At 63.9% G+C, this 25,051-nt stretch carries 27 protein-coding genes; 14 read left to right on the top strand and 13 right to left on the bottom strand.

Features of this window, described 5'->3' with window-relative positions:
- Positions 1-147: 147 nt before the first annotated feature.
- The gene (locus tag RPF88_RS22640; RefSeq protein ID WP_275953361.1) at positions 148-1,185 is read right to left on the bottom strand and encodes a phosphatidylglycerol lysyltransferase domain-containing protein; all 1,038 of its coding nucleotides are present in this window, start codon (positions 1,183-1,185) and stop codon (positions 148-150) included.
- Positions 1,186-1,528: 343 nt separating this feature from the next.
- Here RPF88_RS22640 and RPF88_RS22635 point away from each other — a divergent pair, with 343 nt between their 5' ends.
- Entirely contained in the window at positions 1,529-2,719 is a 1,191-nt protein-coding gene (locus tag RPF88_RS22635; RefSeq protein ID WP_024502215.1) for a flavin-containing monooxygenase, read from the top strand.
- On the opposite strand, the gene RPF88_RS22630 is transcribed toward RPF88_RS22635, so the two are convergent.
- Together RPF88_RS22630 and RPF88_RS22625 are read right to left on the bottom strand one after the other, a co-directional pair.
- Complete coding sequence (locus tag RPF88_RS22630; protein ID WP_013528677.1) at positions 2,711-2,935, bottom strand: hypothetical protein; 225 nt, start codon at positions 2,933-2,935, stop codon at positions 2,711-2,713. The genes RPF88_RS22635 and RPF88_RS22630 overlap by 9 nt on opposite strands.
- Before the next feature lie 145 nt (positions 2,936-3,080).
- A complete protein-coding gene (locus RPF88_RS22625; RefSeq protein ID WP_224674807.1) occupies positions 3,081-5,084 on the bottom strand; it encodes a PhoX family protein in 2,004 nt (667 codons plus the stop codon).
- Positions 5,085-5,646: 562 nt separating this feature from the next.
- Here RPF88_RS22625 and RPF88_RS22620 point away from each other — a divergent pair.
- Positions 5,647-6,162: a hypothetical protein gene (locus RPF88_RS22620; RefSeq protein ID WP_337123247.1), complete on the top strand. Its 516-nt coding sequence runs from the start codon at positions 5,647-5,649 to the stop codon at positions 6,160-6,162.
- Positions 6,163-6,453: 291 nt separating this feature from the next.
- On the opposite strand, the gene RPF88_RS22615 is transcribed toward RPF88_RS22620, so the two are convergent.
- Both RPF88_RS22615 and RPF88_RS22610 read right to left on the bottom strand, forming a co-directional pair.
- Positions 6,454-7,113, bottom strand: coding sequence for a response regulator (locus tag RPF88_RS22615; protein WP_013528674.1), 660 nt, complete (start codon positions 7,111-7,113; stop codon positions 6,454-6,456).
- Positions 7,110-8,504, bottom strand: coding sequence for a sensor histidine kinase (locus RPF88_RS22610; RefSeq protein ID WP_024502211.1), 1,395 nt, complete (start codon positions 8,502-8,504; stop codon positions 7,110-7,112). The genes RPF88_RS22615 and RPF88_RS22610 overlap by 4 nt, the downstream gene beginning before the upstream one ends.
- 169 nt (positions 8,505-8,673) lie before the next feature.
- Here RPF88_RS22610 and RPF88_RS22605 point away from each other — a divergent pair, with 169 nt between their 5' ends.
- The 6 genes from RPF88_RS22605 (at position 8,674) to RPF88_RS22580 (ending at position 14,180) form a co-directional block, all read left to right on the top strand.
- Positions 8,674-9,015 carry a hypothetical protein gene (locus RPF88_RS22605; protein ID WP_013528672.1) on the top strand — a complete coding sequence of 114 codons (342 nt, stop codon included), beginning with the start codon at positions 8,674-8,676 and terminating at the stop codon, positions 9,013-9,015.
- Between the two features lie 14 nt (positions 9,016-9,029).
- Positions 9,030-9,743 (top strand): phosphatase PAP2 family protein, encoded by a 714-nt coding sequence (locus tag RPF88_RS22600; RefSeq protein ID WP_224619074.1) that lies wholly within the window; start codon positions 9,030-9,032, stop codon positions 9,741-9,743.
- Positions 9,744-10,012: 269 nt separating this feature from the next.
- Positions 10,013-10,291, top strand: a complete 279-nt coding sequence (locus RPF88_RS22595; RefSeq protein WP_013528670.1) for a helix-turn-helix domain-containing protein — start codon at positions 10,013-10,015, stop codon at positions 10,289-10,291.
- Positions 10,292-10,360: 69 nt separating this feature from the next.
- Positions 10,361-12,106, top strand: coding sequence for a SulP family inorganic anion transporter (locus tag RPF88_RS22590; protein WP_337123246.1), 1,746 nt, complete (start codon positions 10,361-10,363; stop codon positions 12,104-12,106).
- Between the two features lie 281 nt (positions 12,107-12,387).
- Complete coding sequence (locus tag RPF88_RS22585; protein WP_127385256.1) at positions 12,388-13,617, top strand: AAA family ATPase; 1,230 nt, start codon at positions 12,388-12,390, stop codon at positions 13,615-13,617.
- Positions 13,614-14,180: a hypothetical protein gene (locus tag RPF88_RS22580; RefSeq protein ID WP_063169637.1), complete on the top strand. Its 567-nt coding sequence runs from the start codon at positions 13,614-13,616 to the stop codon at positions 14,178-14,180. The genes RPF88_RS22585 and RPF88_RS22580 overlap by 4 nt, the downstream gene beginning before the upstream one ends.
- A 284-nt stretch (positions 14,181-14,464) precedes the next feature.
- Here the strand turns inward: RPF88_RS22580 and RPF88_RS22575 are convergent, their stop codons facing one another.
- Positions 14,465-15,322 carry an SMP-30/gluconolactonase/LRE family protein gene (locus RPF88_RS22575; protein ID WP_337123245.1) on the bottom strand — a complete coding sequence of 286 codons (858 nt, stop codon included), beginning with the start codon at positions 15,320-15,322 and terminating at the stop codon, positions 14,465-14,467.
- Positions 15,323-15,435: 113 nt separating this feature from the next.
- Here RPF88_RS22575 and RPF88_RS22570 point away from each other — a divergent pair, with 113 nt between their 5' ends.
- Positions 15,436-16,236 carry a helix-turn-helix domain-containing protein gene (locus RPF88_RS22570; RefSeq protein ID WP_127366869.1) on the top strand — a complete coding sequence of 267 codons (801 nt, stop codon included), beginning with the start codon at positions 15,436-15,438 and terminating at the stop codon, positions 16,234-16,236.
- Positions 16,237-16,257: 21 nt separating this feature from the next.
- On the opposite strand, the gene RPF88_RS22565 is transcribed toward RPF88_RS22570, so the two are convergent.
- The 4 genes from RPF88_RS22565 to RPF88_RS22550 are packed head-to-tail and all read right to left on the bottom strand — an operon-like array spanning position 16,258 to position 17,731.
- Complete coding sequence (locus RPF88_RS22565; RefSeq protein ID WP_337123244.1) at positions 16,258-16,719, bottom strand: hypothetical protein; 462 nt, start codon at positions 16,717-16,719, stop codon at positions 16,258-16,260.
- Between the two features lies 1 nt (position 16,720).
- On the bottom strand, positions 16,721-17,239 hold the full coding sequence (locus tag RPF88_RS22560; protein WP_337123243.1) for a hypothetical protein: 519 nt from the start codon (positions 17,237-17,239) through the stop codon (positions 16,721-16,723).
- On the bottom strand, positions 17,232-17,576 hold the full coding sequence (locus RPF88_RS22555; RefSeq protein ID WP_013528664.1) for a hypothetical protein: 345 nt from the start codon (positions 17,574-17,576) through the stop codon (positions 17,232-17,234). Before RPF88_RS22555 ends, RPF88_RS22560 begins: the two co-directional genes overlap by 8 nt.
- Before the next feature lie 11 nt (positions 17,577-17,587).
- Entirely contained in the window at positions 17,588-17,731 is a 144-nt protein-coding gene (locus RPF88_RS22550; RefSeq protein ID WP_082826609.1) for a hypothetical protein, read from the bottom strand.
- Between the two features lie 179 nt (positions 17,732-17,910).
- Between RPF88_RS22550 and RPF88_RS22545 the strand changes: the two genes are divergently transcribed.
- The gene (locus RPF88_RS22545) at positions 17,911-18,882 is read left to right on the top strand and encodes a helix-turn-helix transcriptional regulator (protein WP_013528662.1); all 972 of its coding nucleotides are present in this window, start codon (positions 17,911-17,913) and stop codon (positions 18,880-18,882) included.
- Positions 18,883-18,936: 54 nt separating this feature from the next.
- Here RPF88_RS22545 and RPF88_RS22540 read toward each other — a convergent pair whose 3' ends face one another.
- The 3 genes from RPF88_RS22540 to RPF88_RS22530 form a co-directional block, all read right to left on the bottom strand.
- Positions 18,937-19,743, bottom strand: coding sequence for a hypothetical protein (locus RPF88_RS22540; protein ID WP_013528661.1), 807 nt, complete (start codon positions 19,741-19,743; stop codon positions 18,937-18,939).
- A 91-nt stretch (positions 19,744-19,834) separates the two neighbouring features.
- Entirely contained in the window at positions 19,835-20,767 is a 933-nt protein-coding gene (locus tag RPF88_RS22535) for a CHAD domain-containing protein (protein WP_337123242.1), read from the bottom strand.
- Entirely contained in the window at positions 20,764-21,237 is a 474-nt protein-coding gene (locus RPF88_RS22530) for a CYTH domain-containing protein (RefSeq protein WP_013528659.1), read from the bottom strand. Before RPF88_RS22530 ends, RPF88_RS22535 begins: the two co-directional genes overlap by 4 nt.
- 90 nt (positions 21,238-21,327) lie before the next feature.
- Here RPF88_RS22530 and RPF88_RS22525 point away from each other — a divergent pair, with 90 nt between their 5' ends.
- Genes RPF88_RS22525 through RPF88_RS22510 form a run of 4 tightly spaced genes read left to right on the top strand, consistent with a single transcriptional unit; the run spans position 21,328 to position 25,026 of the window.
- Positions 21,328-22,026, top strand: a complete 699-nt coding sequence (locus RPF88_RS22525) for a CerR family C-terminal domain-containing protein (protein ID WP_013528658.1) — start codon at positions 21,328-21,330, stop codon at positions 22,024-22,026.
- Positions 22,023-22,976, top strand: coding sequence for an HlyD family secretion protein (locus RPF88_RS22520; RefSeq protein WP_027161228.1), 954 nt, complete (start codon positions 22,023-22,025; stop codon positions 22,974-22,976). Before RPF88_RS22525 ends, RPF88_RS22520 begins: the two co-directional genes overlap by 4 nt.
- Positions 22,973-23,893, top strand: coding sequence for an ABC transporter ATP-binding protein (locus RPF88_RS22515; protein ID WP_337123241.1), 921 nt, complete (start codon positions 22,973-22,975; stop codon positions 23,891-23,893). The genes RPF88_RS22520 and RPF88_RS22515 overlap by 4 nt, the downstream gene beginning before the upstream one ends.
- Complete coding sequence (locus RPF88_RS22510; protein ID WP_013528655.1) at positions 23,890-25,026, top strand: ABC transporter permease; 1,137 nt, start codon at positions 23,890-23,892, stop codon at positions 25,024-25,026. The genes RPF88_RS22515 and RPF88_RS22510 overlap by 4 nt, the downstream gene beginning before the upstream one ends.
- The last annotated feature ends 25 nt before the right edge of the window (positions 25,027-25,051 follow it).

The raw sequence follows: 25,051 nt of genomic DNA, 5'->3' as shown, positions 1-25,051 counted from the left end.
CGCCGCCAGGTCTGTTGAGATTCAGGTCAGGCCGAGTCGAAAATGGCGGATTCCGAGAACCGGAGCGGAGCGTACTTTTCGTACGTGAGCACCGGAAGCGCAGGAAGCCGCCATTTGCAGGCCGGCCTCACCTGAATATCGATAGATCTAGATCGCCTTGACCAGCCGCAGCAACCCCAGCATCTCGACATACGTCCCCTTGCGGAAGGCGATGTAGACCGGCTCCTCGACACCGTGGAAGCGGCGCTTGAAGGCCGCCTGGCCCTGCAGGTTGAACCTGCGGCGATTGACCCAGGGCGAATCGTAGGCGCGCTGGAAGGCATTGCGCCAGAAATCGCTTTCGGCAAAGCCGCTTGGCCCGATATCGAGCATCGGCGACAGGCCGAGCGTGACCACCGAGATGCCCTCTTCGCGAAAACGATCGACGGCGAATTTGGTCAGGCCGACCTCGGCATGCGGCGAAGCGTCGATATGCTTGCGCTTGAAGGCCGTCGTGTAGCCGATGACCTTTCCGTTGCGGCACAGCGGGTCGAAGTCGAGCAGAGCGACCAGTCCGCCGTCGGGACCGTGCAGGACGAAACGGCGCATGTCGGTGCCGAGATGGTCGGCAAAGTTGCGGTTGAGAAAGCCCATCTCCCAGCGCTTGACGATGCGGTCGCCGCGCCAGTTTTCCGAAAGCCGGGCAATTTCATCCAGAAAAATCGTGCGCTTGTCCTCGTCGAACGAAAAGCCTTTCTTCAGCAGCCAGCGCTCGGAGTAGCGCACGGTCTCGTTGCGCTTCCCGGAAAAATCATGCTCGGGCAGGGTGAGGCGGGTGTCGACGCCGAGGCGATTGACCTTGTAGCCAAGGCCGGCCAGCACGCGTGCGGTTTCCTCGCCGACCTGCACGAACCACGGGCTGCCGGCGGTCTCGACGAAGCGCTTGATGTAATCGGCCCGACGCGCCGGAGCCGCCACCGGGTCGCCGAGCGCGAAATGGTGCTTCATCTTGGTACCGAAGGCGATGTAGCCGTCGGCGTCGCCGAAATAGGAGAGCTTGCCTTGCACGGCGGTGGAATAGGCGAGCGAGAAGTCGCCATAGCGGCGCACCAGTGCCAGGCGTTCGACATGGGTCAGCGCCTGCCGCTCGACCTCGGGCGCGGCGGCCTCAAGGATCTTGTCGAAATAGAACCGCAAGGAGGGCATGGTCGAGATTCCGCGTGCCGCCTACAGCGCCGGCCGTCCAGGACGCGCCAAGGTGCTGTAACACTTTGATTCTGCGCATGACTCGAAAATCGGAGTCGATTTCGGGCATGCGCGTGGGGATAACCGAGACCCGCCAGCCACCCCGAGCCTCGAATCAATCACATTGCCGCGACCTGATTACCGTTGATATCGCGCATATGCCATATAGAGCGCAACCGCGGCCCGGCGTACGGAGCTAATTCGCATCGCTCGAAATTTCGGCCGCGGTTTGCTGCAGGGATCCTGCGCGGGATCAAACGGTTACAGCGTCCTGCCAGCCTAGCGTCGAACGGGATTCGAGTGAATGACTGATACGACAATCAGATCGGTTGTGGATCTGCCGGCCAAGGTCGAGCCGGCAATCGTCGTCGGCGCCGGTGCTGCCGGGCTGGCCGTCGCGCACGCCTTGATGAACGCCGGCGTGCCGACGGCGATCCTGGAAAAGGAAAGCCGGTTGGCTGAGCCATGGCACCGGCGGCACAAGCAATTGCATCTCAACACCCACCGCGATCTTTCTTCGCTGCCTGGTCTCCCCTATCCCCCCGGCACCCCCGCCTTTCCGCACCGGACGGTCGTCATCCGCCACATGAATGATTTCAGGGAGGAAAACCGGCTGCCGGTGCAGTTTGGCGTCGCTGTCGAAGAGATTGCCTTCAAGGGCGATCACTGGGCGGTACGGACCGGCGCTGGCCTGCGGCTGGCCCGCAATGTCGTCGTCGCCACCGGCCGCGACAGGCAGCCGTTCATTCCCGAATGGAAAGGCATGAAGGATTTCGTCGGGCGCATCATCCATTCGGCGGATTTCGGTGACGCACAGGCCTATGCGGGCCAGAAAGTGCTGGTCGTCGGCGCTGGCAATTCGGGTTTCGATGCGCTCAATCATCTGGCCGGCATAGACACGGCCGCCATCTGGCTGTCGGCCCGCAGCGGTCCCGCCCTGCTGCCCAAGCGCATCGGCAAGATCGCCGTGCACCGGCTTTCGCCGTTCATGGCTCGCTTGCCGTTGCGGGTCGCCGACGCGGTGATGTCGGCGACGCAGCGCCTGGCTTTCGGCGACCTGACCAAATTCGGCCTGCCGCCCGCGCCTGCGGGCGGCGCCAGCCGCCTGACCTCGGATTACACCGCGATCGCCGCCGACGACGGCGCCGTCAGCGCCATAAAGGCCGGCAAGATCACCGTCGTACCCGGCATAAGGGAATTCACCCGTGACGGCGTGATCCTGGCCGATGGCAGCCTGATCTATCCTGACATCGTCATTGCCGCGACAGGCTACCGCACCGGGCTGGAGCCGATGGTCGGCAAGCTCGGCGTGCTCGACGCCAAGGGCGTTCCGCTCTTCAACGGCGGGCAAGCCGATCCGAAATTGCCCGGTCTGTGGTTCACCGGCATGCGGCCGAGCATTCGCGGCTGCTTCGCCAATGCCGGCATCCTGGCCAAGGCGATCGCCAAACGGATTGCGGGGTCGGCCTCGCACCAACCCGGCGCATCACGCTGATTTGGGTTCCAGCCGCCGGAAACCGACGGCCTCCATCAGCATGTCCTCTTCCACCATGCCGGCATTGTGCAGGGCGAGCAGGTTAAGCGCGATTTCCCGCGCGTCGGCGGAATCGGGATGTGCCTCGCGCCGCCGGCAGGCCTCGTCGAACACGCGCTGCAGCTTGGCGATATCGGCTGGCTTGAGCAAGCCACGGTCATAGACGGACTTCGACATGGCGATCTCCTGATAAAGACCTAGGGCGCCATGCTTAAATTGCCAATCTTTCCCGAGGCTTGACCAACTTCACCCCATGCCGCGACTTCAAGGGGCGGCAGCGGTGCAAATCTGCTCCGCTGCTGCGCCCCATGCTGGAGGGCGATCAGACCGCGATCTTGCCGCCGCCCTGTCTGGTAATGGCGACCACCGACGGCCGCACCGGCATGTCGGGCTTGAAGTCGGGCCAGCGCGTCGACAGATCCTCATAGTAGGACGGGCGGCCGAACGCTTCCCAGTCCTCGCCGCCATCGCCCGGATGCTGGACGGCGACGAAGGCGGTCTGGTCGTCGGGCGCAAACAGCGGACCGCACATTTCGGCGCCGATCGGCACGCGGAAGAACAGTTTCGAGGTTGCCCGCGCCGCCCCCTCCGTGTCCACCGCCCACAGACCATCCGTGCGGCCGGTGGCTTTCGGGCCTTGGCCGTCGGTCGCGACCCAGAGACGCCCGGCCGAATCGACCGCGCAATTGTCGGGCATGCCGAACCAGCCATTGGCCGTCGTTGCCGTCGAGAAGGTGGCGCCGACATCGGCAACCGCCGGATCACCGCATTTCAGCAGCACTTCCCACTTGCCCTTGGCGGCGGTGAAATCACCGCCGTCCTCGGCGATCTCGATGATGTGGCCAAAGGCGTTTTCGGCGCGGGGGTTGGCGGCGTCTACCTGGTCGGCCTTGCGCTTCGAATTGTTGGTCAGCATGACATAGACCTTGCCGTTGACGGCATTGGGCTGGATGTCTTCGGGGCGGTCCATCTTGGTGGCACCGAGCAGGTCGGCGGCGCGGCGCGTCTCGATCAGCACGTCGGCCTGGCCAGTGAAACCGTTTTCAGCCGTCAGCGGTCCCTGGCCGAAGACGATCGGCAGCCATTCGACCGTGCCATCTTCGGCGAACCTGGCGACATGCAGCGTACCATCATCGAGCAGGTCCCTGTTGGCGGCATGATCGTTCGGATCGAACGCGGCCTTGGTCACGAACTTGTAGACATAGTCGAAGCGCTCGTCGTCACCGAGATAGAAGACGACGCGGCCGTCCCTGGCGACAATCGATTCGGCGCCCTCATGCTTGAAGCGGCCCATGGCGGTGCGCTTCCTCGGCGTCGAGGTCGGGTCGTTGACATCGACCTCGACGATCCAGCCGAAGCGGTTGGCCTCATTGGGCTCCTTGGCGAGGTCGAAACGCTCGTAATGCGCCGCCCATTCATAGGCGCCTTCGGGAATGCCGAGACGCTTGTAGTTCGCGGCTTCCTTGTGGCCTTCCGGCAACTCGCCGGAGAAATAGCCATGGATGTTCTCCTCGGCCATCACATAGGTGCCCCAGGGCGTGACGCCGCCGGCGCAATTGTTGAACGTGCCGAACACCTTGGTGCCGGACGGATCGGCATTGGTCTTGACGCGGTCATGGCCGGCAACCGGACCGGACAGCGCCATTTCGGTGTTGGAGGTGATGCGGCGATTGAGCTTGCCGTCGCGCACCACCTGCCATTTGCCTGATGCCTTGCGGATCTCGACGATGGTGCCGCCGTGAGCTGCCATCTCGACATCGACCTGCTCCTTCGAGAGGGGTGCGACTTCGGCCGACTTCTTGCCGTCCTTCTCGACGATCTTCACGATGCCCGGGAACATCAGATGCGGATTGGTGTATTCGTGGTTGACCACCAGCAGGCCATGTTCGGCCGAGCCGTCGATGGGGATGTAGCCGACATAATCGTTGTTGTAGCCGAACTGTTTCGCCTGGGCCTCGGCCGACTGCTTCGTCGGGTCGAAGTCGGGCGAATCGGCAAACAGCGGATCGCCCCAGCGCAGCAGTACATCGGCATCGTAACCCGGCGCGACGTGGTGCTTGTCGTCGATGCCGGCCTCGAGTTCGTCGAACGTGAAGGCCGAGCCTTCAGCGGCCCGGGCCTCGTCGGCGCTGATCAGCGCCAGCGGGCTGACGGTGGCGGCGATGGCCGAGACAGCCAGCGAACCCTTGAGGAAGCCGCGGCGCGAGAACCGCGCGGCGATGATCTCGCCCATGGTGCGGTTGTCGGAAGCGTTGATGGCCGGGCCGTCGTTTTCCTCGAGCAGGCTGGTGCGGAATCGGGTGTCGGGGGAGCGAAGGTCAGTCATGGCTTGCCTCTGGCTGTTGGATTGGCTGGAGCGTGGGTACCTGTTTGACCCCCTTATAATCGCCGGATCACATTTTCGTGACATCGGGAGACCTTTCAGACGCGACAGGCATTGCGCGCAGCGCTGGCTAAGCATTCCCGCAGACCGGAACTGCTCCAGAATCGCCGGTTCGAGATGAAAGGAGACCTTAGGCGGCATCTTGGCCGCGCATCCTGCGACGGCGGACGACATCAGTCGTTTGCAAAAAACAGATCAACGGGCAACTGCACGCTCGACAAGTCACCTCCGCCGCCCCCGGCGGAGGTGACTTGATGTTCGGCGTCTGCCGTCGTCAGGCATCGGGAAAGCCAGCCTCCCGTTTAGCGATGGCGGTCACGGCGCCGTTCATGCGAAGCTAATGTAGCATATACTTGGGACTTTAGTCCAACCTTGCGCTTGCAATGGTCCTGGTTGACAACCGCAACGGTCGGAGGTCGCTTCCGGGCGCCGCGTCTTTCGGCAATGTTGGTTGCACTGCAAACGTTGGGGTGGGGCGCGCCGGGCTCAGTCGTCGGAGATCAGAATGCACAGATCGGTCACGACCCGTTGTTGCCGGCTGGCGCTCAAATCGGCAGCGGCGCTGGTGTTGACGATTGCGCCCTATCAAATTGTCCTGGACGGCTCCGTTTCCGGCATCCACACCGTCAGCGCATACGCCAAGGGTGGCGGTAACAGTGGCGGCGGTGGTGGTGGCGGTGGTGGCGGAGGCAACAGTGGGGGCGGCAACGGCGGCAATTCCGGCGGAAGCAATAGCGGGAACAGCGGCAACGGCAATGGGAATAACGGCAACAGCGGCAATAACGGCAACAGTGGCAACAACGGCAAATCAGGATCCAGTCAGGGTAAGAGCGGGAGCCATGTCAATGCAAAGACCGGTGACAAGGTCGACGTGACCGGCAACAAGATCACAGTCAGGCATCCCGACGGCATAACGGAAAAGCTCGAGAACGGTCGTTTCAGCATGAAGGACGCTCTCGGTCGCACGATCATCGACCGCCAGGCCACGCCGGCCGATGCCAATCGTCTCAAGGCCTTGTGAAGCTGGCCAACAGGCAACGGTCAGCTTTGCACGTCACCTCCGCCGCCCCCCGGCGGAGGTGACCTCGTTTCCGGCCGGCGTCGTCCCGGTTTTCGGCACCGCAATGGCTGCGGTCCCGAGGCGCGACGCGCTTTTGCGCAATCCGGGACGGGAAACCGCTGCGCATTTCTTCGGACCTGCCCAGAGCAATTCTAGAAAAAGTGTGAAGCGGTTTTCCCGTAGCGCTTTTCCCTTGGGAATTGCGTCACAGAGTTAGAGCAGCTCGCCGTTTCCGTGAAACGGTGAAATGCTTTAGGAAGGCCTGTCGCGGTCGCGCCACTCACGCATCATCAAGGCCGCTTCGGTGCGATTTCGCACATTGAGCTTCGACAGCACTCCGGTCATGTGATGCTTGACGGTTTTCTCCTGCAGCTCAAGCCGCAAGGCGACTTCCTTGTTGCTCAGCCCCTCCGCCACCAGCCGCAGGATTTCCGTTTGCCGATCGGTGAGCTGCCGCAGCCGTTCCGCCAAGCCGTCGGTCGGCTGCTGGGACTGGAGATCCGAAAGCAGCCGGGCCGATAGTGTCGGCGAGAGATAGCTTTCGCCGGCTGCGACATTGCGCAGGATGTCGGCGAGCCCGCGCGATCCGACGCCTTTGAGGACATAGCCATTCACCCCTGCGTTCAGCGCCTTGGTCACATCGGCATTGGCCTCCGAGACGGTCAGCATGACGATCTTCTGGGCGGGATGGTTGGCGAGGATGCTTGCGACCGCGCTCAGCCCGCCGCCCGGCATCGAGATGTCGAGCAGCAAGATGTCGGGCCGCATCGTCGCGGCGAGGCGTTCGGCATCCTGCGCCGTGGCGCCCTCGCCAACCATCTCGAAGCCTCCGATCTCCGACAGGCTGCGCGTCACACCTTCGCGAAAGAGGGGATGATCGTCGACAATGGCAATGCGAATGGTCCCAGTCATGCTTGCTCCTCGACCGACAGACGGATCACCAAACGCGTACCTTGCGGCCCGGTCAAGGTTTCGAACTGTCCGCCAATGCTTTCGACCCGTTCCCTGAGGCCGGCGAGCCCGAGGCCCTCGACCCGTGCCGTCGGATCGAAACCCGGCCCGCGGTCCGACACTTCGACAAAAAGCCTGCCACCTTTCATCCCGGCACTCACCGCCTGATCCTTGCCTAGCCCGTGGTGATAGGCATTGTTCAGCCCTTCCTGGACGAAACGATAGATGCTGATCTTCTCGGAGGCGCCGGGTTCAGGCAACTGTCCGGCCAGCGTCAGCGTCACCGACGTTCCCGTCCTCTGTTCGTGTTCCTTGACGGCCAGCCGCAGAATGTCGGTTGCGGCAGCCGTCTCGATCTGCGGCAGGACAAGGCCGGTGCAGATGCCGCGTATTTCGCGCATCGCATCCTCCAGCGTCTTGCGAATCATCGTGACCTCGGTCGAGCGGCTTGCGCCTGAATGGCCATCGCTGGAAAATATCGGGCTGTCCATGCGCAGCGCCGCCAGGGCCACGAGTTGGGCCGGGCCGTCATGCAGGTCGGCGCCGATGCGGCGCAGATATCGTTCGTTGAGCGCGGTGGCGCGGCGCGAGGCCTGTTGCACGCGCAGTCGCAAGGCACTGTTTTGCGCCACCAGGCCCTGCAGTTCCGACACCTGGCGGCGCAGCGCCCCACGCTGGTCGTCGATGGTGCGGCTGCCGCGCAGGACGATGCCCGACAGGAGCAGGAATGCCGCCAGGGTCGCGCCGGCCACGATCAGCCAGCTCGACCACAGAGCGGAAGCCAGGGTGGCCTGGAAATCGTCGGCGATCTCATAGAACTCGGTAACCGCCACCACCTCGCCCGACCAGGGCTCGCGCACGGGATTGTAGATCTCCAGCAATGGCAAGCCGGTCGCCTTCTCCTCGCTCTCATCCTCATCGAAAGTATTGAATTCAGCGACGACATTGCCTTGGAAAGCGGAACGCAGATTGTCGCTCGGAGCGAAGCGGCGGCCGATCAGGGCCGTCTCCTTGGCATAGAGGACCGTCCCGTCGCGGCGCCAGAGCATGAACGATTCGAGGCGCTTGCCGAGCGCGCCCTGGCCAAGCGTCTCGTCCAGCGCCTGCTTGACGGAATCGCTGAGCTCCTGCTCCTTGCGCAAGTCGGGAAGCAGCGGCGCAATCACGCTGTCGACATAGAGCGCCGTCGTGGCGGCCGAATTGCGGATGACGCCCTCTCTGATCTGCGCCGTCACCCAGGCGCCCACCACCAGCATGACGGCCAGCAGGCCAAAACCGCCGGCAACGACGAATTGCAAGGCAAGAGAGAGTTCGCTCCAGCGTCGCGTCAAGTTCTGCAGAATACGAATCATGAACCCCTGACCGCCCTTCAATCGACTGGCTGGACGATGTCGGTACATTGAGCCTCCGTCTTGCCATTGCCAAGAGCTTCGTTTGGTCGAGCGCTTGACGTCCCGGCGCGCTTCGGAAACAACGTCCGCGATACATGCGGCGGGAGCCGCTTCGAGAGGGGACGGAACGTTGAGTTTTTCGGGACTGCTGCAGCTCGGCTTTTCAACGGTCATTTTCCTGCTGGCGGCGACAGCCGCCAAGCAATGGGGCCTGGCGCCGAGCCTCGGCAAGATCGCGCTGACGCTGGCGCTCTATTCGCTGGGCAATCTGATCATGCTGCGGCTGATCCGCGAATTCGGCATGTCGGTGTCGTTCAGCCTGTCTGCCGTCATCCAGCTGGTATCGGTGAACGTCGTGGCACTGGTCTTCTTCGGCGAGCGCGTCAACGCGCTGCAGGCGACCGGCATCATGCTGGCGATCGCCGCAGTGGCGCTGATCACGCTCGGACCCTATCTGCAAGGCCGGCTGTAACGGGCGGATGGCCGATGAAGAATGCCGCGAACGCTTTGCTCAACCGGGTCGAATTCCCGGTGCTGCTGGCCGGCCTGGTCATCGCGGCCGGCCTTTGGGGATTCGAGGAGCTGATGGAGATGGCGCGCGCCACCACCCCGCACGCCTTCGACACCGAAATCCTGCTCGCCTTCCGCCAGGCGGGGCGGCCTGACAGCCCGATCGGCCCGCTGTGGCTGCAAGGGGCGATGCGCGACATCACAAGCCTTGGCAGCGGCAGCGTGCTGGTGCTGATCGTGACGGCGGTAATCGTCTATCTCCTGCTTATCCGCAGGCCGGCGACCGCCCTTTTCATCTTCGTGGCGGTGGCCGGCGGTCAGGTGCTGTCGAGCCTGCTGAAAGCCGGAATCGACCGGCCGCGCCCCGAACTCGTCTCGCATCTCGTCAACGAAACGACGCTGTCTTTTCCCAGCGGCCACGCCATGCTGTCGGCGGTGACCTATCTGACGCTCGGCGCGCTGGCGGCACGCTTCCTGCCCGGTCGAACGACGAAGATCTATGTGCTGTCGCTGGCGGTGCTGACGACGCTGCTGGTCGGCATCAGCCGCGTCTACCTCGGCGTCCACTGGCCGTCGGATGTGCTGGCCGGCTGGTGCGCCGGCTTCGTCTGGGCGATGCTGTGCTGGCTCGCTGCCCGGACGTGGCAGCGATGGCGTGGGCAGCACTCGGACGGCGAGACTGGAGACTAGATCAGCCGGTTGATCAGCCCGTGCCCGCAGCCGGCCAACAGGAAAACCGCCGACAGCAAGGCTGCCGATGTCATGAAAGTCTTGAAGATATTCAACCGCGTTACCCCCTGCCCAGATGGAAGACCTTAGCGCGCAATCCCGGGAAAGTATCTAAAAAATGGTCAGTCAGGCGCCGCTACTTACGTCTCAAACATTCATCCTAATGCTTGAAACATCAGAATGATGATATTATACCTTACTCCTGCAGACTCAGACGGGGATTCCGGCCGATGATCACTGCCGCGCAGATGCGCGCCGCAAGGGCGCTGGCCGGCATCGATCAGAAGACGCTCGCCGAGCGCGCCGGCGTTTCGCTTCCGACTATCCAGCGCATGGAGGCGAGCGATGGCGTGGTCAGGGGCGTGGTCGACACGCTGATGAAGGTCATCCAGGCCCTCGACGAGGCCGGGGTGGAGCTGATCGGCGAGAATCAGGCCAGCGAGCGCGGCGGCCGGGGCGTGCGCCTCAAGCCTGCCGTGCCGCCGGATCCCAAGGCTGAGCCGGCATAAAGTCGCGACGGCGACCGCCGACAGCCCTGCCGACGATCCCGCCGCCTTTCAGGGTGCGAAAGGCAGTCCATGGATCAGACGCAGCGGGCAGTGCATGAACCGGCCCCCAGATCGGCCCAAAGGTCGGCCCACCAGTCGGCAAAGCCGACATTTCCCGAATTGTTCACGCCAAAGCTCGTGACGGTCTGGCGCGAGGGCTACACCTTCGCCGACGCCAAGGCGGACGCCATTGCCGGGCTGACGGTGGCCATTGTCGCGCTGCCCTTGTCGATGGCCATCGCGATCGCCTCGGGAGTCACGCCCGAGCGCGGCCTCTACACCTCGATTGTCGGCGGCTTCATCATTTCGGCGCTCGGCGGCAGCCGCTTCCAGATCGGCGGCCCGGCCGGCGCCTTCATCGTGCTGGTGGCCGCGACGGTTGCCCGGGTCGGTATCGACGGGCTGCTGCTGGCAACGATGATGGCAGGGGTCTTCCTGCTCGCCATAGGCTATCTCCGTCTCGGCACCTACATCAAGTTCATTCCCTATCCGGTGACGGTCGGGTTCACCGCCGGCATCGCCGTCATCATCTTTTCCGGACAGATCGTCGAACTGTTCGGGCTGAAGCTTGCCGGCAAGGAGCCGGGACCGCTGGTCCCGAAGCTGATCGCGGTCGGCGAGGCGGCCGGCACCATCAACCCGGCGGCGACCTTCGTGGCGGTGTTGACCATCGCCACCATCGCTGGCCTGAAGCGCTGGCGACCGACATGGCCCGCAATGCTCATCGCCATCGGGCTGGCATCGCTGGTCGTGGCGCTTCTCGCACTGCCGGCGGAGACGATCGGCACCCGCTTTGGCGGTATACCGCGCAGCCTGCAAATGCCCGCTTTGCCGCCGATCAGCCTGGACAGGATGATTGACGTGCTGCCGGATGCCATTGCCTTCGCCTTGCTGGGCGCCATCGAATCGCTGCTTTCGGCGGTGGTCGCCGACGGGATGACGGGCCGCCGGCATCGTTCCAACTGCGAACTGGTGGCGCAAGGCTTCGCCAACATCGCATCCGCCCTGTTCGGCGGCATTTGCGCCACCGGCACCATCGCCCGCACGGCGACCAATGTGCGGGCCGGCGCCCACGGACCGGTTTCGGGCATCGTCCACGCCGCCATCCTGCTCGCCTTGATGCTGGTGGCGGCGCCGCTCGCCAGCTATATCCCGCTCGCCGCCCTGGCCGGCGTGCTGGCGGTCGTGTGCTGGAATATGTTCGAGAAACAGGCCTTCGCCACCTTGCTGCGTGCCTCGCGCGGCGATGCGCTGGTGCTGATGGCGACCTTTCTGCTCGTCATCTTCCGCGATCTCACCGAAGGCATCGTCGTCGGCTTCGTGCTGGGGTCGATCCTGTTCATCGACCGCATGGCCAAGTCGATTGCGGTCGAGGCCGATCAGCCGCTGGTGCAGGAGGATGTCGCCGACAGCACCAAGGCCTACGATGCCAGCGAGGCGACCGACGCCGACACCGTCGTCTATCGCATTTCGGGCGCCTTCTTCTTCGGCGCCGCATCGACCGTCGGCACCGTGCTCGACCGCATAGCCGACCAGCGCAGGAACTTCATCCTCGACTGCTCGGCCGTACCGTTCTTCGATTCGACGGCGGCCAACGTCATCGAAGGCGCCGCCCACAAGGCGAAACGCGCCGGTGTCCGCTTCATCATATCAGGCGCCGCGCCGCAGATACGACGCATGCTGATCACCCACGGCGTCAAGCGCCCGCTGGTGACCTACGCCGCCTCGATCAAGGATGCGCGGGCGCAGCTGAAAGGGAAGATCGAGGCGGGGTAGGGGCCGGGATTTGCCGGCCGGTGGCCATTGTCAGGACAAGGTGTCCACCTTTTGAATGCCAACTTCTTGACGTTGAGCTGACTCACGCACGGCGCGACGTGAACAACCGCACTGCGCCTCTTTTTGGTCATTTCGAGAACCAACCTCCGATTCCGAAAGCTGGCATCCATCCACGTTGCGCCGCCAATGCTCAATCCTCGGTGAGCATGAAGCGATCCTGTAATCGAATTATTGACGAAATATCGTTATAGATTCTATTATATCGCCAAGTGAGGTATCCCATGCTCTACAAGCTAGAGGTCGAAAACTTCTTCTCCATCCGCGATCCGCAGGTGCTCGACCTGTCGGTGGATGGAAAAGTGCCCGATCCTGAAGGCCGTTATGCCCCCATCTTCGAGGGTGCGGACGTGCGCGCGCCGAAGGTCGTCGCCCTCTATGGCGCGAACGCCTCGGGTAAAACGACGGTGCTGCGCGCGCTCGAATTCGTCGTGACGATGATCCGCGACAGCGTAGCGCGCACGGTGCCAGGCTTCGCTGGCATCGAGCGGTTCAACGACGTGGAATCCGGCAGTCGGCCGATCCGGTTCGCGATCGAGCTGGGCGGCATCATAAACCTGACGCCGGAAGTCTTTCAGCGCGCCACGAGCGGCGAAAAGGTCGAGCAAGGCACTTACCGCTACGAACTGGAAATCGAACTCAAAGAAGGGCTCGCGGTGCGGATCGCGTCCGAGTCGCTGCGCCAGAGGCCGAACGGCCAAGGGAAATGGCAGCGCGTCTATGAGCGCGATGCCGAGGGCAAGGTGAAGGACTCTAAAACCTTCAGCCTCTCGGGCTTCCAGCACCTCGTGAAGACGCTCGCCGGCAATCACACGGTGCTGTCATCATTCGCGAAATTCCAGCACCCGACCGCGCAGCTTCTTGTGGATACGGCGCGCAAGGCCTTCTTCCAAATTGAGCCTGTGCACTCCTTCGTCGATCGCGACGTGATCGACTATCTAAAGAACCAGCCCAACGTCGTCTCGCGGCTGAAGGATGAGCTAAGCCGCATAGATGTGGGTGTGGAAGGGATGCGCTTTCAGCATACGGACAACGGGCCGCTGCTGCTGTTTAAGCACGCGGGTCTTGCGGTCGAAATGCCTTGGCTGATGGAAAGCCACGGCACGCGGGCCTTTATCAAGATGTTCCCTTTCATCATGAGCGCACTCGATACCGGCGGGATCGCCGCGATCGACGAAATGGACGCGGCCATTCACCCGAACATGCTGCCCGAGCTGGTGCGCTGGTTCTATGCGGCCTCGGGACGTAACAAGTTCGACGCGCAGCTATGGCTCTCCTGCCATTCGGCCTCGCTGCTCGATGACCTCAACAAGGAGGAAATCGTGATCTGCGAGAAGGACCGGCAGGGCCGCAGCCACCTTTACAGCCTCATGGACGTGAAGGTGCGCCGCGACGAGAACCATTACCGCAAATATCTGAGCGGTGCATACGGCGGGGTTCCACACCTCGGATGAGCCGTCGTCGCCCGCCATATATCGAGCTTCGCCGTCCGGTTTATATTGGCTGCGAGGGAGCGTCAGAAGTCGGTTATGCCGGCTTTCTGCAAGATCTGATCCGCGATGCCAATTTGCCGGTGCACCTGCACGTTGACGAATTGGGGCCGGGGACCGGCGATCCGCTGTCGCGTATCGAGATGGCGGTGCTGCGCCTGAAGCTGCTCCAGAGAAAACGCCGTGCGCCCGCGGAACGCTTCGCGCTTTTGGATTTTGACCAGGCCGAGCGCGATCCGCAGCGCGCCGAGCGAACGCGCAAGCTCGCGGCCGACAACGGAATCACGATTCTCTGGCAACGGCCCTGCTTTGAGGCAATGCTGCTGCGCCATCTGGAGGGCAAGGCGGCCAACCGCCCGCCCGATACGCCGGGGGCGGTTAAGGCGCTCGAAAAGGAATGGCCGGAATACAAAAAGCCCATGACGCGCGCCAACCTGGCGCGCCGGATTAATCGGGATGCCGTCCTGCGGGCGGCAGGTGTCGAGGCCGAACTACAAGCCTTGCTCCGTAGTATCGGGGTGCTCTAGCGATCGGGATACGCGACTTCCGCGCTGTATGGTCGCCGGCGGCGGTGAACCGGTGGCGACGGAAGCTTCGCCACAAGCACGTCCCGAACCGGACGTTCCGCTCCCGGCCCAAAGGCGAGATCAAAATATCTGCTCGGCAATGTCGGCTATTGGCGCTTGGCACAAGGTGGGCCGATCCGGGGACGTCGTTAATTGGCCACAATACGATCCTCGCCGACTAACGACAGTCCATCGGCCGTTGGCGAACGTCTCGCAGCTCTGCCCCGAGGCACCGACCATGGCTCTCAGTCGAGCTTCAGCGCCACAACCTCGCCTTCGTTCATCAACGGCACATAAAGGATCGACTTGCCATCGGTGCCGATGTCGGCGCTGCCCGGCTTGAACTGCGCCACCACCTCCGGCGCGCCCGCATGATAGCGGTAGAGCGTGCCGGTCATGTAGGCGGTGGCGTAGATGGTGCCGCCGATGGCTACGACGCCGTCGAGATCGGCGAATTTCTGGGCGGCCGGCAAGGGCGAAACCACCTTGCTGGCGATGTCGACCGACAGCAGGCCGCCAAGCTCCGTCGTGCTGAAGTCGGGCTTGATGCCCTTGCCCCAGGAGGCGACGATCAATCGGCCGCCATCGGCAAAGATGCCGTTGGGCGAAGCCAATGCCCCGTCCTTGACGAACAGCTCCGGCCGGTCGCCATCGATGCGGTAGATGGCGTCGGCCAGCATGTCGGTGACATAGACCTTGCCGGATTGGTCCGATGTCATGTCGTTGAGGAAGACCGCGTTCGGCACCGAGATGCTGGCGACCAGCTTGCCGCTGGCGAGGTCGACGACGCGGACTTTCGTGATGTCGGCGACATAGAGCTTGCCGCCCGAGATCGCCATACCCTTGGGTGCGTCCATGCCGTCGGTCCAGTGCTGGGTGACCGTCTTGCCGTCCAGAGACAGCACGGAGAGATAACCGTTGCCGTCGGCCTCGCCGGGATTGCCTGATATGTTGGAAACGATGATGCGATTGTCAGCGGCGTCGAACAGGGCCGATTCCGGCTGTTCGAGCCCGGTGGCGCGCCAGAGTTCGCCGGCCTCCGCGGCGGGCACCGCGGCAATGCCGATGACGGCGATAAAGGTTGAGGTGATGAGGGTGTTCATGACTGCTCTCCTGAGATGACGAGGCAGAGCTATGGCTTTCGATACTTTTCGGAAAGGCCTGACGCCGCTAGTATCGAATATCGATACGAAACTAGCGACAAGAGGTGCATCCAATGAACGGTCTGATCTTCCAGGCGCTGAAGCGGACGTTGAAGGCGAAGGGCGTCACCTATCGCGCGCTTGCCGAACGCATGGGCGTTTCCGAACCGACGGTGAAGCGTATCTTCCATGAGCGCAATTGCAAGCTCGACCGGCTGATGGAGATTTGCGCTGCCGCCGGTGTCGAACTGGAAAACGTGCTCGGCTCGATGAACCGGGGGCCTGGGCCGGTCAACCACATCGCGCCGGAGATCGAGCGCAAGCTCGCCGGCCGGCCGGCGCTGCTGTTCATCTTCGTCATGCTGTCAGAAAAGTTCACGCCCGAAGGCATCATGCGCTCGCAAGGCCTGAGCGAGGCTTCGATGTTCCTCTATCTGCGCGATCTCGAGGAACTCGGCCTGATCGCCCTCGGACGGGGTCTTTCGGCGAGACTGCTGGTCGAGACGCCGATCCAGTGGAACTTCGAAGGGCCGCTCAGGCCGCTGTTCGAGATGACCAACAAGAATTTCATCGGCTGGGCCATCACCCATATCGACAAGGAAGCGACCTTCGTCAGCTTCTCCAGGCGGATGCGGCCGGAGACGGCTGAAATGGTGCGGCGCGAGGCGGAGGATCTCGCCGACCGCGCCAAGCTGCTCGCCCATCACGACCAGCACACGACGCCGGAGGATGGCCTGATCGGCTACAAATGGACGTTTGCCTTTGGCGCGACGCCATTTCCGGCAATCATGCCGATCGGGCCGCACGCGCGAGATGCCGGGGCGAGGCCTGATACGCCCGCCGCCGCGAAAGGACGGCGGCCGCTGCCGGCCTGACCAGGCACCGCGTCAATCGTCTCAGCACGATTGCATCTGGCGGCTGAGCTTGCCGCGCACGACCCTGGCAGTGCCGACCGCCACCATTTTTGCCGCTGTCTTGCCCCCCGGACCCGCCATGCGACCGGCGACGCCGACCGCGCCATTGACGGCGCCGATCGTCTTCATCTGCCCGACCGTCTCGTTCATACGCGCCCGGCAGTCCTGCATTTTCCTGGTCGCCTCGACTGCAGCCAGGGCCTCGCCGAGACCTGCCGGCGAGTCCGGGCCGGCCGCCAACTCCGCCAATTGCGCATGCTGGTCTGGCGTGATCGGCGGGCTGGCGGCCGTCTGGCTGCAGCCGGAGGCCAGCAGGCAGATCAGCATCGCGATCGGACTGCCTCGCCTGACACGTGCCGTGGCTGGAAAAATATCGCGATGTTCGGCCTCGAGGCTCCCGCCCGGAGTTGCTTTTCCCGCCAGCCGTTTCTTGTTGTCCAACATCCTATTGCCCCATCGCCGGGCCGAGGATGAGGCTGCGGATTTTTGGCGTCAGCGGCCTGACGACATCGGCGAAGGGGTCACCCTCGGCCCGCAAGGCCATCAAGCCTTCGACCTCTTCGTCGATCGCGGCGATGGTCTCCGTCTTCTGTGCCTCGGTCAGCTCCCTCATGCCGGATATGGCATTTCTGAGCTTGGCGAAAATGGCATCGAGTTCTGCGACCGGCATCGTCGCCAGGAACCCGCGCATGGTCTCTCCAAGCGCGACCTTCCAGCTGTCGGCGGTGAAACCGGCGCTGCCGATCAAGCCCTTGTCCGCGGCATCGCGCTCGTACCAGTCGGCGGCGATCTCCTCGTCATAGGCGAACTGACCGAATTCGGGCTGCAGGGCCTCGATCAGGCCGACGACCGCCGACGCATCCCGCGCTGTCAGCGCCAAGGCAGGCGGGCTGTCGAAGATCATGCCGGCAAGTGCGAGCGCGCCGGCCAGCCGGCGCATGGCTGCGAAACGCCGCTCAGCCATAACAATCCTCCGCAATGCCGGCCCGGGCACTGCTCGTTGCCTGGGACTGCAGAACCGAGCCGCCGATCGAGGCGGCCTGGCCGGCAATGACCCCACCATTGCCAGCCAGACCGCCAAGACCCCCCGCCATCGACAGCACACCGCCGAGCAGAGCCGCATTGGTCTGCGCCTTCGCCGCCTTCTTGGCCGCATCGGCGCATGCCGTTTCCGTCGTCGGTTCGTTCCGGGCCTTCTTGCTGCCGGCCGCGCTCGCGATCGATGCCGGCCTGTCGTCGACCTGGCCCGTTTGGCAGCCCGCAAGGGCAATGGTCAGGGCCAGGAAAATGCTCTTTTTCATGGTGCTGCTCATCATCGGGCAGCGCGCGGCGGCAGCTTGGCCTCGCGATGATCGGTCACTGCGTTGCCCAAGGCGATCGACAGCAGATAGATGCGCGGATTGAACCCTGCCGCAGCCAGTGCCGACAGCGTCTTGAACAGTTGCAAATGAAACATCGTGCCCCCCTTTGGATTGCCGCCAATGCGGTTCCGGTTCCGGAATCGCGCCGCAAACTAGGGGCATAAAAGGGGGGCAGCTTGGACAGAACGGCACTGAAAGCGGCCAAAACGGCCCGGGATTGACGTTTTGCAGGCTCCGGCGCATATGACCGCGCTCTTGGGCATGGGGGGTGTCGATGACTGCGACGATGGGGACGTCAGCCTCATTCAGGCTGGCGACGGAGATGTTTCCGGAGCGGGATCGCGTCGAGATCACGCGTGAGGTTTACGGCCGCACGGTTCTGAGGGTGGACCTCGATCCGCTGGCGCCGGCGCAGATCGACATGCGGGTGCGCGCGTTGCCAGGCCTCGGCATCGCCACCGGCAGCTCATCGGAATTCCGGGTGCATCGTACGTCGTCGCTGATCGACAATGACGACTTCGTTCTTCTGGCGGCCCTCGACGGGGGCAGTGTGATGAAGCATCGCGGCCGCGAGGAGGCGGTCGGCAACGGCCAGGCGCTGATGATGAGCGGTGAAGAGGTTGGCCTCAACCTGATCGGCGCCGGCGGGTTTCGCTTCGTCAATCTGAGTTTTTCGCGCAAGCAGCTTTCGCCTCTGATCGGCGATCCGGCCGCGGTTCTTATGCGGCCCTTGCCGACCCAAAGCGGGGCGATGCGGCTGTTGCTCGACTATATCAGCTCGATCCAGGAGGTCGGAGACGAGTTGACTGCGGAGGCCTGCCACCTTGCGGCGGCACATGTTTTCGACCTTGCCGCACTCGCCATGGGCGCGACCAGGGATGCGGCCCAGATCGCACGCGGCCGCGGCGTCAGCGTTGCCCGCTTGCGCGCCATCAAGGCCGATATCGTCGCGCATGGTGGCCATGTCGACCTGTCGGCGCAAGACGTCGCCGCCCGCCACGGACTGTCGGCCCGCTACGTCCGCAAGCTGTTCGAGAGCGATGGCACATCCTTGATTGATTTCATGATGACCCAACGGCTGGCGCGCGCCCATCGCATGCTCGGCGATCCGCGCCATGCCGGACGCAGCATCACCGCGATCGCCTACGAGGCCGGCTTCAACGACCTTTCCTATTTCAACCGGGCGTTCCGTCGCCGTTATGACGCCACACCCTCGGACGTGCGGGCCGCGGCTTGCAAGCACTGACGCCCGGCTGCCGGCCAGCGGTCCTGTGCAGCGGCTGGACTCATTTGATCGCGTTTATTCGGCGGCCTTGGCCCCGGGATCGGCAAGCTTGTCGTCCCAGGTCACCGCCCGGTAGTCGAAACCATATTCCAGCGTCGGCTTGACGATGCGGAAATAGGGCGACAGGTCGAAATCGCGCGGCGTGTAGAGCGAATGGTGGCGGATGTGCAGGATTTCCTTGCGCGAATAGTTCGACTGCGCCGAGGCGCGGCCGGGCGCACGGGTGATCTCGGGCAGGATCGGATAGCGGATCTGGCCATAGGCCTCGGCAATCAGCGTCGAGCAGATCGCCCGTGTCGGATCGCCGGAACCGAAGGCCAGCATGCGGCGGCGCCAGCGCACCGGCACCGGCGGTGTCGGGAAGAAAAAACGCAGCATGTCGAAAATGTTCTTGAGGTCGTATTTCAGGCCGAGCTTGCCGATCATGAAGGCGACGACCTTGTCGCGATCCTCCGGCGCCAGCCCACTCGCCCGGCAGATGCGGGTGTTGTAGGTGCGGTAGCGCGACAATGGAACGGCGACGCAGCCTTCGCCGATCGTGACCTCGATCAGGCGCGGCCGCTCCGAGCCGTCCGCCGGCGCGGGCAAGGCATCGCCGATATAGAAGGCCGCATGCGACCAGGTCGACTGGGTCAGGTACTTGATCGCCGCCGAGATCTTCTGGTTGCCCTCGATCAGCAGGATGTCGCCGGGCTCAAGCGTGCGACGCAGCGTTTCGGCATCGGATGGGGTGTAGGGCTCGTAGCCGGACGATTCTTCCTGCAGCCGGCCGGCAAGCCAGCGGCCAAGTCGATCCAGAAGCGTGTCGCCGGGCTCGGTCATACTCCATGGCGATTAGCATGGGCGGGTAATGAGGGCTAGCGCACGCCTTTCTTCCCCCCGTCCGGACCGAGAGGAAGAGCGCCAAGTCATCCTACGATGCCGCGGCCTCTTCCGGCGGCGCAGCCAGATCGTCGCGCGCCTTGCGGGCCAGTTTGCGTGTCGAGCGTTTGGGACTGTCGCCGAACAGCTCGGCCGCCTCGGCAATGCAGCTCTTCTTCAGCTGCTTTTCCGACCGCTTCAAAAGCTTGGCCAGAAGTTTCGTGTCCTCGGGCGGCCCGAGCAGCTGGTCGTCGGCCTCGAGCAGGGCGCGCATCACCAGCACATCGTGCAGGTCGCCCAGCCGCTCGCCCAGTTCGTCGACCGCCTTGCGCCTTGCCTTGATCGGTGTCGGCCACAGCCTGCCGAGCAGCGACAGATGCATGCCGTGGGTCTTGGCCGCCTTGCGCAGATCGTGGAAATCATCGGCCGCTCCCCGCGATCCGGCCTTGTCGAGCGCCTTCCTGGCGCGGCGCAGCGTGACGCGGGCGCCTTCGGCAAGCACGTCGGCCGCCTGTTCCGGCTGGTCGGGCAAGGCCAGAGTGCCGATGCGGTGCAGGCCCTCCTCGCAGGCGGCGGTCGCCGCGCCGATCGCCGCTTCGAGCCCTGTACCTTCGTGCAATTCATGCTGGCGCGCGATCAGCCTGTCGCGAACCGCGCCCAGCCCATCGTCGGCGCTCTCCTTGGGAAAGCTTGCCGCCAGGCGGTCGATGGTCTCGATCAGCGCTGTCGCCTCGCGCGGGCCGGCAAGCAGGGCCGCCACGTTGCGGTAGCACTGGTTTTCTGTCTCACAGAATGTTTCGTCACCGGAACGAACAAGCCGCATCAACGCGCGAGCGCTCTTCAGCCGCTTGCGGCATTTGTGCAGCGCCTGTTCCGGCCGGCTCCGTGCGGCGTCAAGATGATGCAGCGCCTTGCCGATCTCCTCGGCAAGGATTCTCCTGACCTCGCCGGTCAGCGGCAGGCGCGGATCGATGCGAAAGCTCATGCGGCGATCTCCGGAATCCCACCAAGGGCGAGCGACGCGTTGTAGAATTTCTGCTCGCCGGTGACTTCACGGCCGAGCCAGTCGGGCAGCATTTCGTCCGGCACGTCCTCCGGCGTCTCAAGTTCGGCGACCACAAGTCCCGCAAGCGGTCCGCCAAAGACATCGACTTCGTAGAGATAGCCACGGTGCCTAACATGGTGACGTGTCTTCTCGATGACACGTCCGATGGCGAAGTCCAGCATCTCCACCGCCTCCGACAGCGGGATCGGGTATTCGAATTCGTCGCGCTCGCGCGCTTTGCTGCCGAATTTGAGCGTCAGCTTGGCGGAAGTGCCGTCGCTGATGCGGATGCGCACTGTGCGCCCGGGGCCGGCAGCGAGATAGAACTGGAGAATGCGGATATTGGCCTCGGCCAACTCCCGCCATGCGGTGCTGGTGACCAGGAATTTTCGTTCGACTTCCTTGCCCATGGCCGCGCACTAAAGCGTTTGCCGCCGTCGATGGCAAGACAATGACGAACAGAAGTTGACTTTAATCAATCGATTGATTAAAGTGCGCTCATGATCAAACTACCTGAGCCCAAAGTTCTTCGTCGCGAGCCCGCCGAGATGACGCGCGCGGCGCTTGTCCAGGCGGCACTGAAGCTGTTCGGACGGCAGGGCTTCGACGGCACCTCGACGCGCGAGATCGCCGCCGAGGCGCAAGCCAATATCGGCTCGATCGCTTATCATTTCGGCGGCAAGGAGGGTCTTCGCACGGCCGCCGCCGACTTTATCGTCGAGACCATCCAGACGGTCGCCGGACCGGCGCTCGGCAATGCACAGGCGCCCGCGCCGGTCGGTCCGGAGGCAGCGCAGGCGCAGCTCTTCGCGGCGCTGGAGCGAATGGTCGGCTTTGTCGTGGCCAGTCCGCAGGCCGGTGAGATCGTGCAGTTCATCCTGCGCGAACTTTCCCATCCAACGGCAGCCCTCGATCGTATCTATGACGGTGTCTTCGAGCCAAGCCATCGCCGGCTGTGCCAGCTGTGGGAACAGGCAACTGGCGAGCCCGCCGAAAGCGAGGCCACAAGGCTCACCGTGTTCACGCTGATCGGCCAGGTCATCTATTTCCGCATCGGCCGTGAGGCGGTGATGCGCCGCATGGGCTGGCCCGATATCGGCGCCGCGGAGGCCGCCAAGGTGGTGGCGGTCACATCGGGCAATCTCAAGGCCATATTCGCCGCCAGAAAAGGGGCAAAGACAAAGGGGCAAAGACCATGAGCTTTCTGTGTTCGCTGCCGCTCGCCGCGCAGCTCTTCTCGGCCTGTGCCCCGGCAGCACCGCTGGCCGTCGGCTATGTCGAAGGCGACTACGTGCTGCTGGCGCCGATCGAGGTGGCGCAGGTCGAGACCGTCACGGTCAAGCGCGGCGACCGTGTGGTGCCTGGCACGACCGTGGTGACGCTGGAAAGTGCCGACGCAAAAATCGCTGTCGCGCAGGCGCAGGCCGGCCTTGCCCAGGCGCAGGCGCAATTGGCCGACCTGCAGATCGGCAAGCGGCCGGAAGAGATCGCCGTGCTGAAGGCCGAGGTCGATATGGCCAGCGCCCAGGCCGCCGACGCCAAGCGCAAATACGACCGCGCCGCCGATCTGTTCAAGCGCGGCGCCGGCACGCAAGCGGATTTCGACACCGCGTCGGCCACGCTCGAAACGGCCAATGCGCAGGTCGGCCAGGCCAAATCCAATCTCGCCGTCGGCGGCCTGCCGGCGCGCCCCGAGACGATCAAGGCCGCCGACAATCAGGTCAAGCAGGCGCAGGCCGCGTTGGAGCAGGCGCAGTGGCGGCTGTCGAAGCGCGTCCTGGCCGCCCCTTCGCCCGGCCGCGTCAACGACGTCATCCGCAATCCGGGCGATACATCAGGTCCGACCGCGCCTGTGATTTCGATCCTGCCCGACGGCGCGGTCAAGCTCAGCGTCTATATCCCGGAGAGCGCCTTCTCCTCGGTCAAGGTCGGCACCTTGCTCGGCGTCCATTGCGACGGCTGCGGCCCGGATGTGAAGGCGCGCGTCAGCTACGTCTCGCCAGATCCCGAGTTCACCCCGCCGGTGATCTATTCGCTCGAGAACCGGCAGAAGCTGGTCTACCTGGTCGAGGCGCGGCCGGAGGGCGATGCCGGCCCGCTGCAGCCCGGCCAGATCGTCGATGTCGATCTGGCGGACAGCGCAAGATGAACGCCATCGACGTCCACGGCCTGGTCAAGCGCTTTGGCGACAAGACCGTCGTCGACCATGTGACGATGTCGGTTGCCGAGGGCGAGATCGTCGGCTTTCTCGGCCCCAACGGATCGGGCAAGACGACCACCATCCGCATCATGTGCGGCCTGCTGACCCCGGACGAGGGCGAAGGCATGGTACTCGGCTTCAACATCCGCACCGACAGCCTGCGCATCAAGCGCGAAGTCGGCTACATGACGCAGAAATTCTCGTTTTACGAGGATCTGACGATCGGCGAGAATCTCGAATTCGTCGCGCGGCTTTACCGGCTGAAGCCGGTCGAGGAGCATGTCGCGAGCACGTTGGAGGACCTCGGCCTGACGTCGCGCCGCAACCAGCTGGCCGGCACCTTGTCGGGCGGCTGGAAGCAGCGGCTGGCGCTGGCCGCCTGCATCATGCACAAGCCGAAATTGCTGCTGCTCGACGAGCCTACGGCCGGTGTCGACCCGAAGGCGAGGCGCGAGTTCTGGGACGAGATCCATCGCCTCGCCAGCGGCGGGCTGACCGTGCTGGTCTCCACCCACTATATGGACGAAGCCGAGCGCTGCCACCGCATCAGCTACATCTCCTATGGCAAGATGCTGGCCACCGGCACTGTCGCCGAAGTGGTGAAAAATGCCGGGCTGACCACCTTCGTCCTGCAGGGTCCGCGCCTCGATCAGGTCGCCGAAGCGCTTCAGGGCCGCCCCGGCGTCGATCAGGTGGCGCCGTTCGGCGCGACGCTGCATGTCGTCGGCTCCGACCGGAAGAAGCTCGAAGCCGCGCTTGCCGATGTCGAGAGAGAGCACAAGGGCGTGAAAGTTTCGCCCGGCGAAACCAGCCTCGAGGACGTCTTCATCCAGTTCATGTCCGGCTCGAAGGACAACATGGCATGAACAGCGTCTTTTCCTTCGCCCGGCTTGGCGCCTTGCTGATCAAGGAATTCATCCAGATGCGGCGCGACCGCATCACCTTCGCCATGATGCTCGGCGTGCCGCTGATACAATTGGTGCTTTTCGGCTACGCCATCAACAACGACCCGAAAAGCCTGCCGGCAGCACTCGTGGCGACGAGCAACGATCCCTATACGCGCGCCATTGTCGCGGCGCTGCAGACCACCGGTTACTATCGTTTCGACCATGTCGCGCAAAGTGCCGCCGAGGCCGAGTTCCTGATATCGCGCGGCGACGTTGCCTTCGTCGTCACCATCCCGGCCGATTTCGCCAGGAGGGTGGAGAGCGGCAACAGCCCGCAGATACTCATCGAGGCCGACGCCACCGACCCGGCGGTGGCCAGCGGCGCCATCTCGACGCTCGGCACAGTCGCCAGCCAGGCGCTGCTGAGGGCGCAAGGCACGCAGGAAGCCGCCGCCGAGGCCGCCAAGGGTCAGCTCGATGTCGTCGTACACCGGCGCTACAATCCCGAAGGCATCTCGCAATACAACATCGTGCCCGGCCTGCTGGGCGTCATCCTGCAGATGACCATGGTGATGATGACCTCGATCGCGCTGACACGCGAGACCGAGCGCGGAACGATGGAGAACCTGCTGGCGATGCCGTCCAGCCCGCTCGAGATCATGATGGGCAAGGTGCTGCCCTATCTGGCGGTCGGCGGCGTGCAGGTGGTGGTGGTGCTGGCGGCGGCGAAACTTCTGTTCGCCATCCCCTTCACCGGATCGATGTCGCTGCTCCTGACGGCCGTGCTGATCTTCGTGCTGGCGCTGGTGCTGCTCGGCTACACGATTTCGACCATCGCCCGCACGCAGATGCAGGCGCTCCAACTCACCTTCTTCTTCTTCCTGCCGTCGATCATGCTGTCCGGCTTCATGTTCCCGTATCGCGGCATGCCGGACTGGGCACAAATCTTCGGCGAGATCTTCCCGCTGACGCATTTCCTGCGCATCACCCGCGCGGTGATGCTGAAGGGGGCCGAACTGCCGGCCGTGGCAACGGAGATTGGCTGGCTGGTGGTGTTCGTGGCTTTGTTTGCCGGCGTAGCATTGGTGCGATTCAGGCGGACACTGGATTAGACGCCGCACGACCTCCAGTCTTGCT

The organism is Mesorhizobium sp. ISC11 (assembly GCF_037162595.1).
GTDB lineage: Bacteria > Pseudomonadota > Alphaproteobacteria > Rhizobiales > Rhizobiaceae > Mesorhizobium > Mesorhizobium ciceri.
Note: the sequence above shows the minus strand (reverse complement) of the source record. Positions and strands in the feature narration are given on the sequence as shown.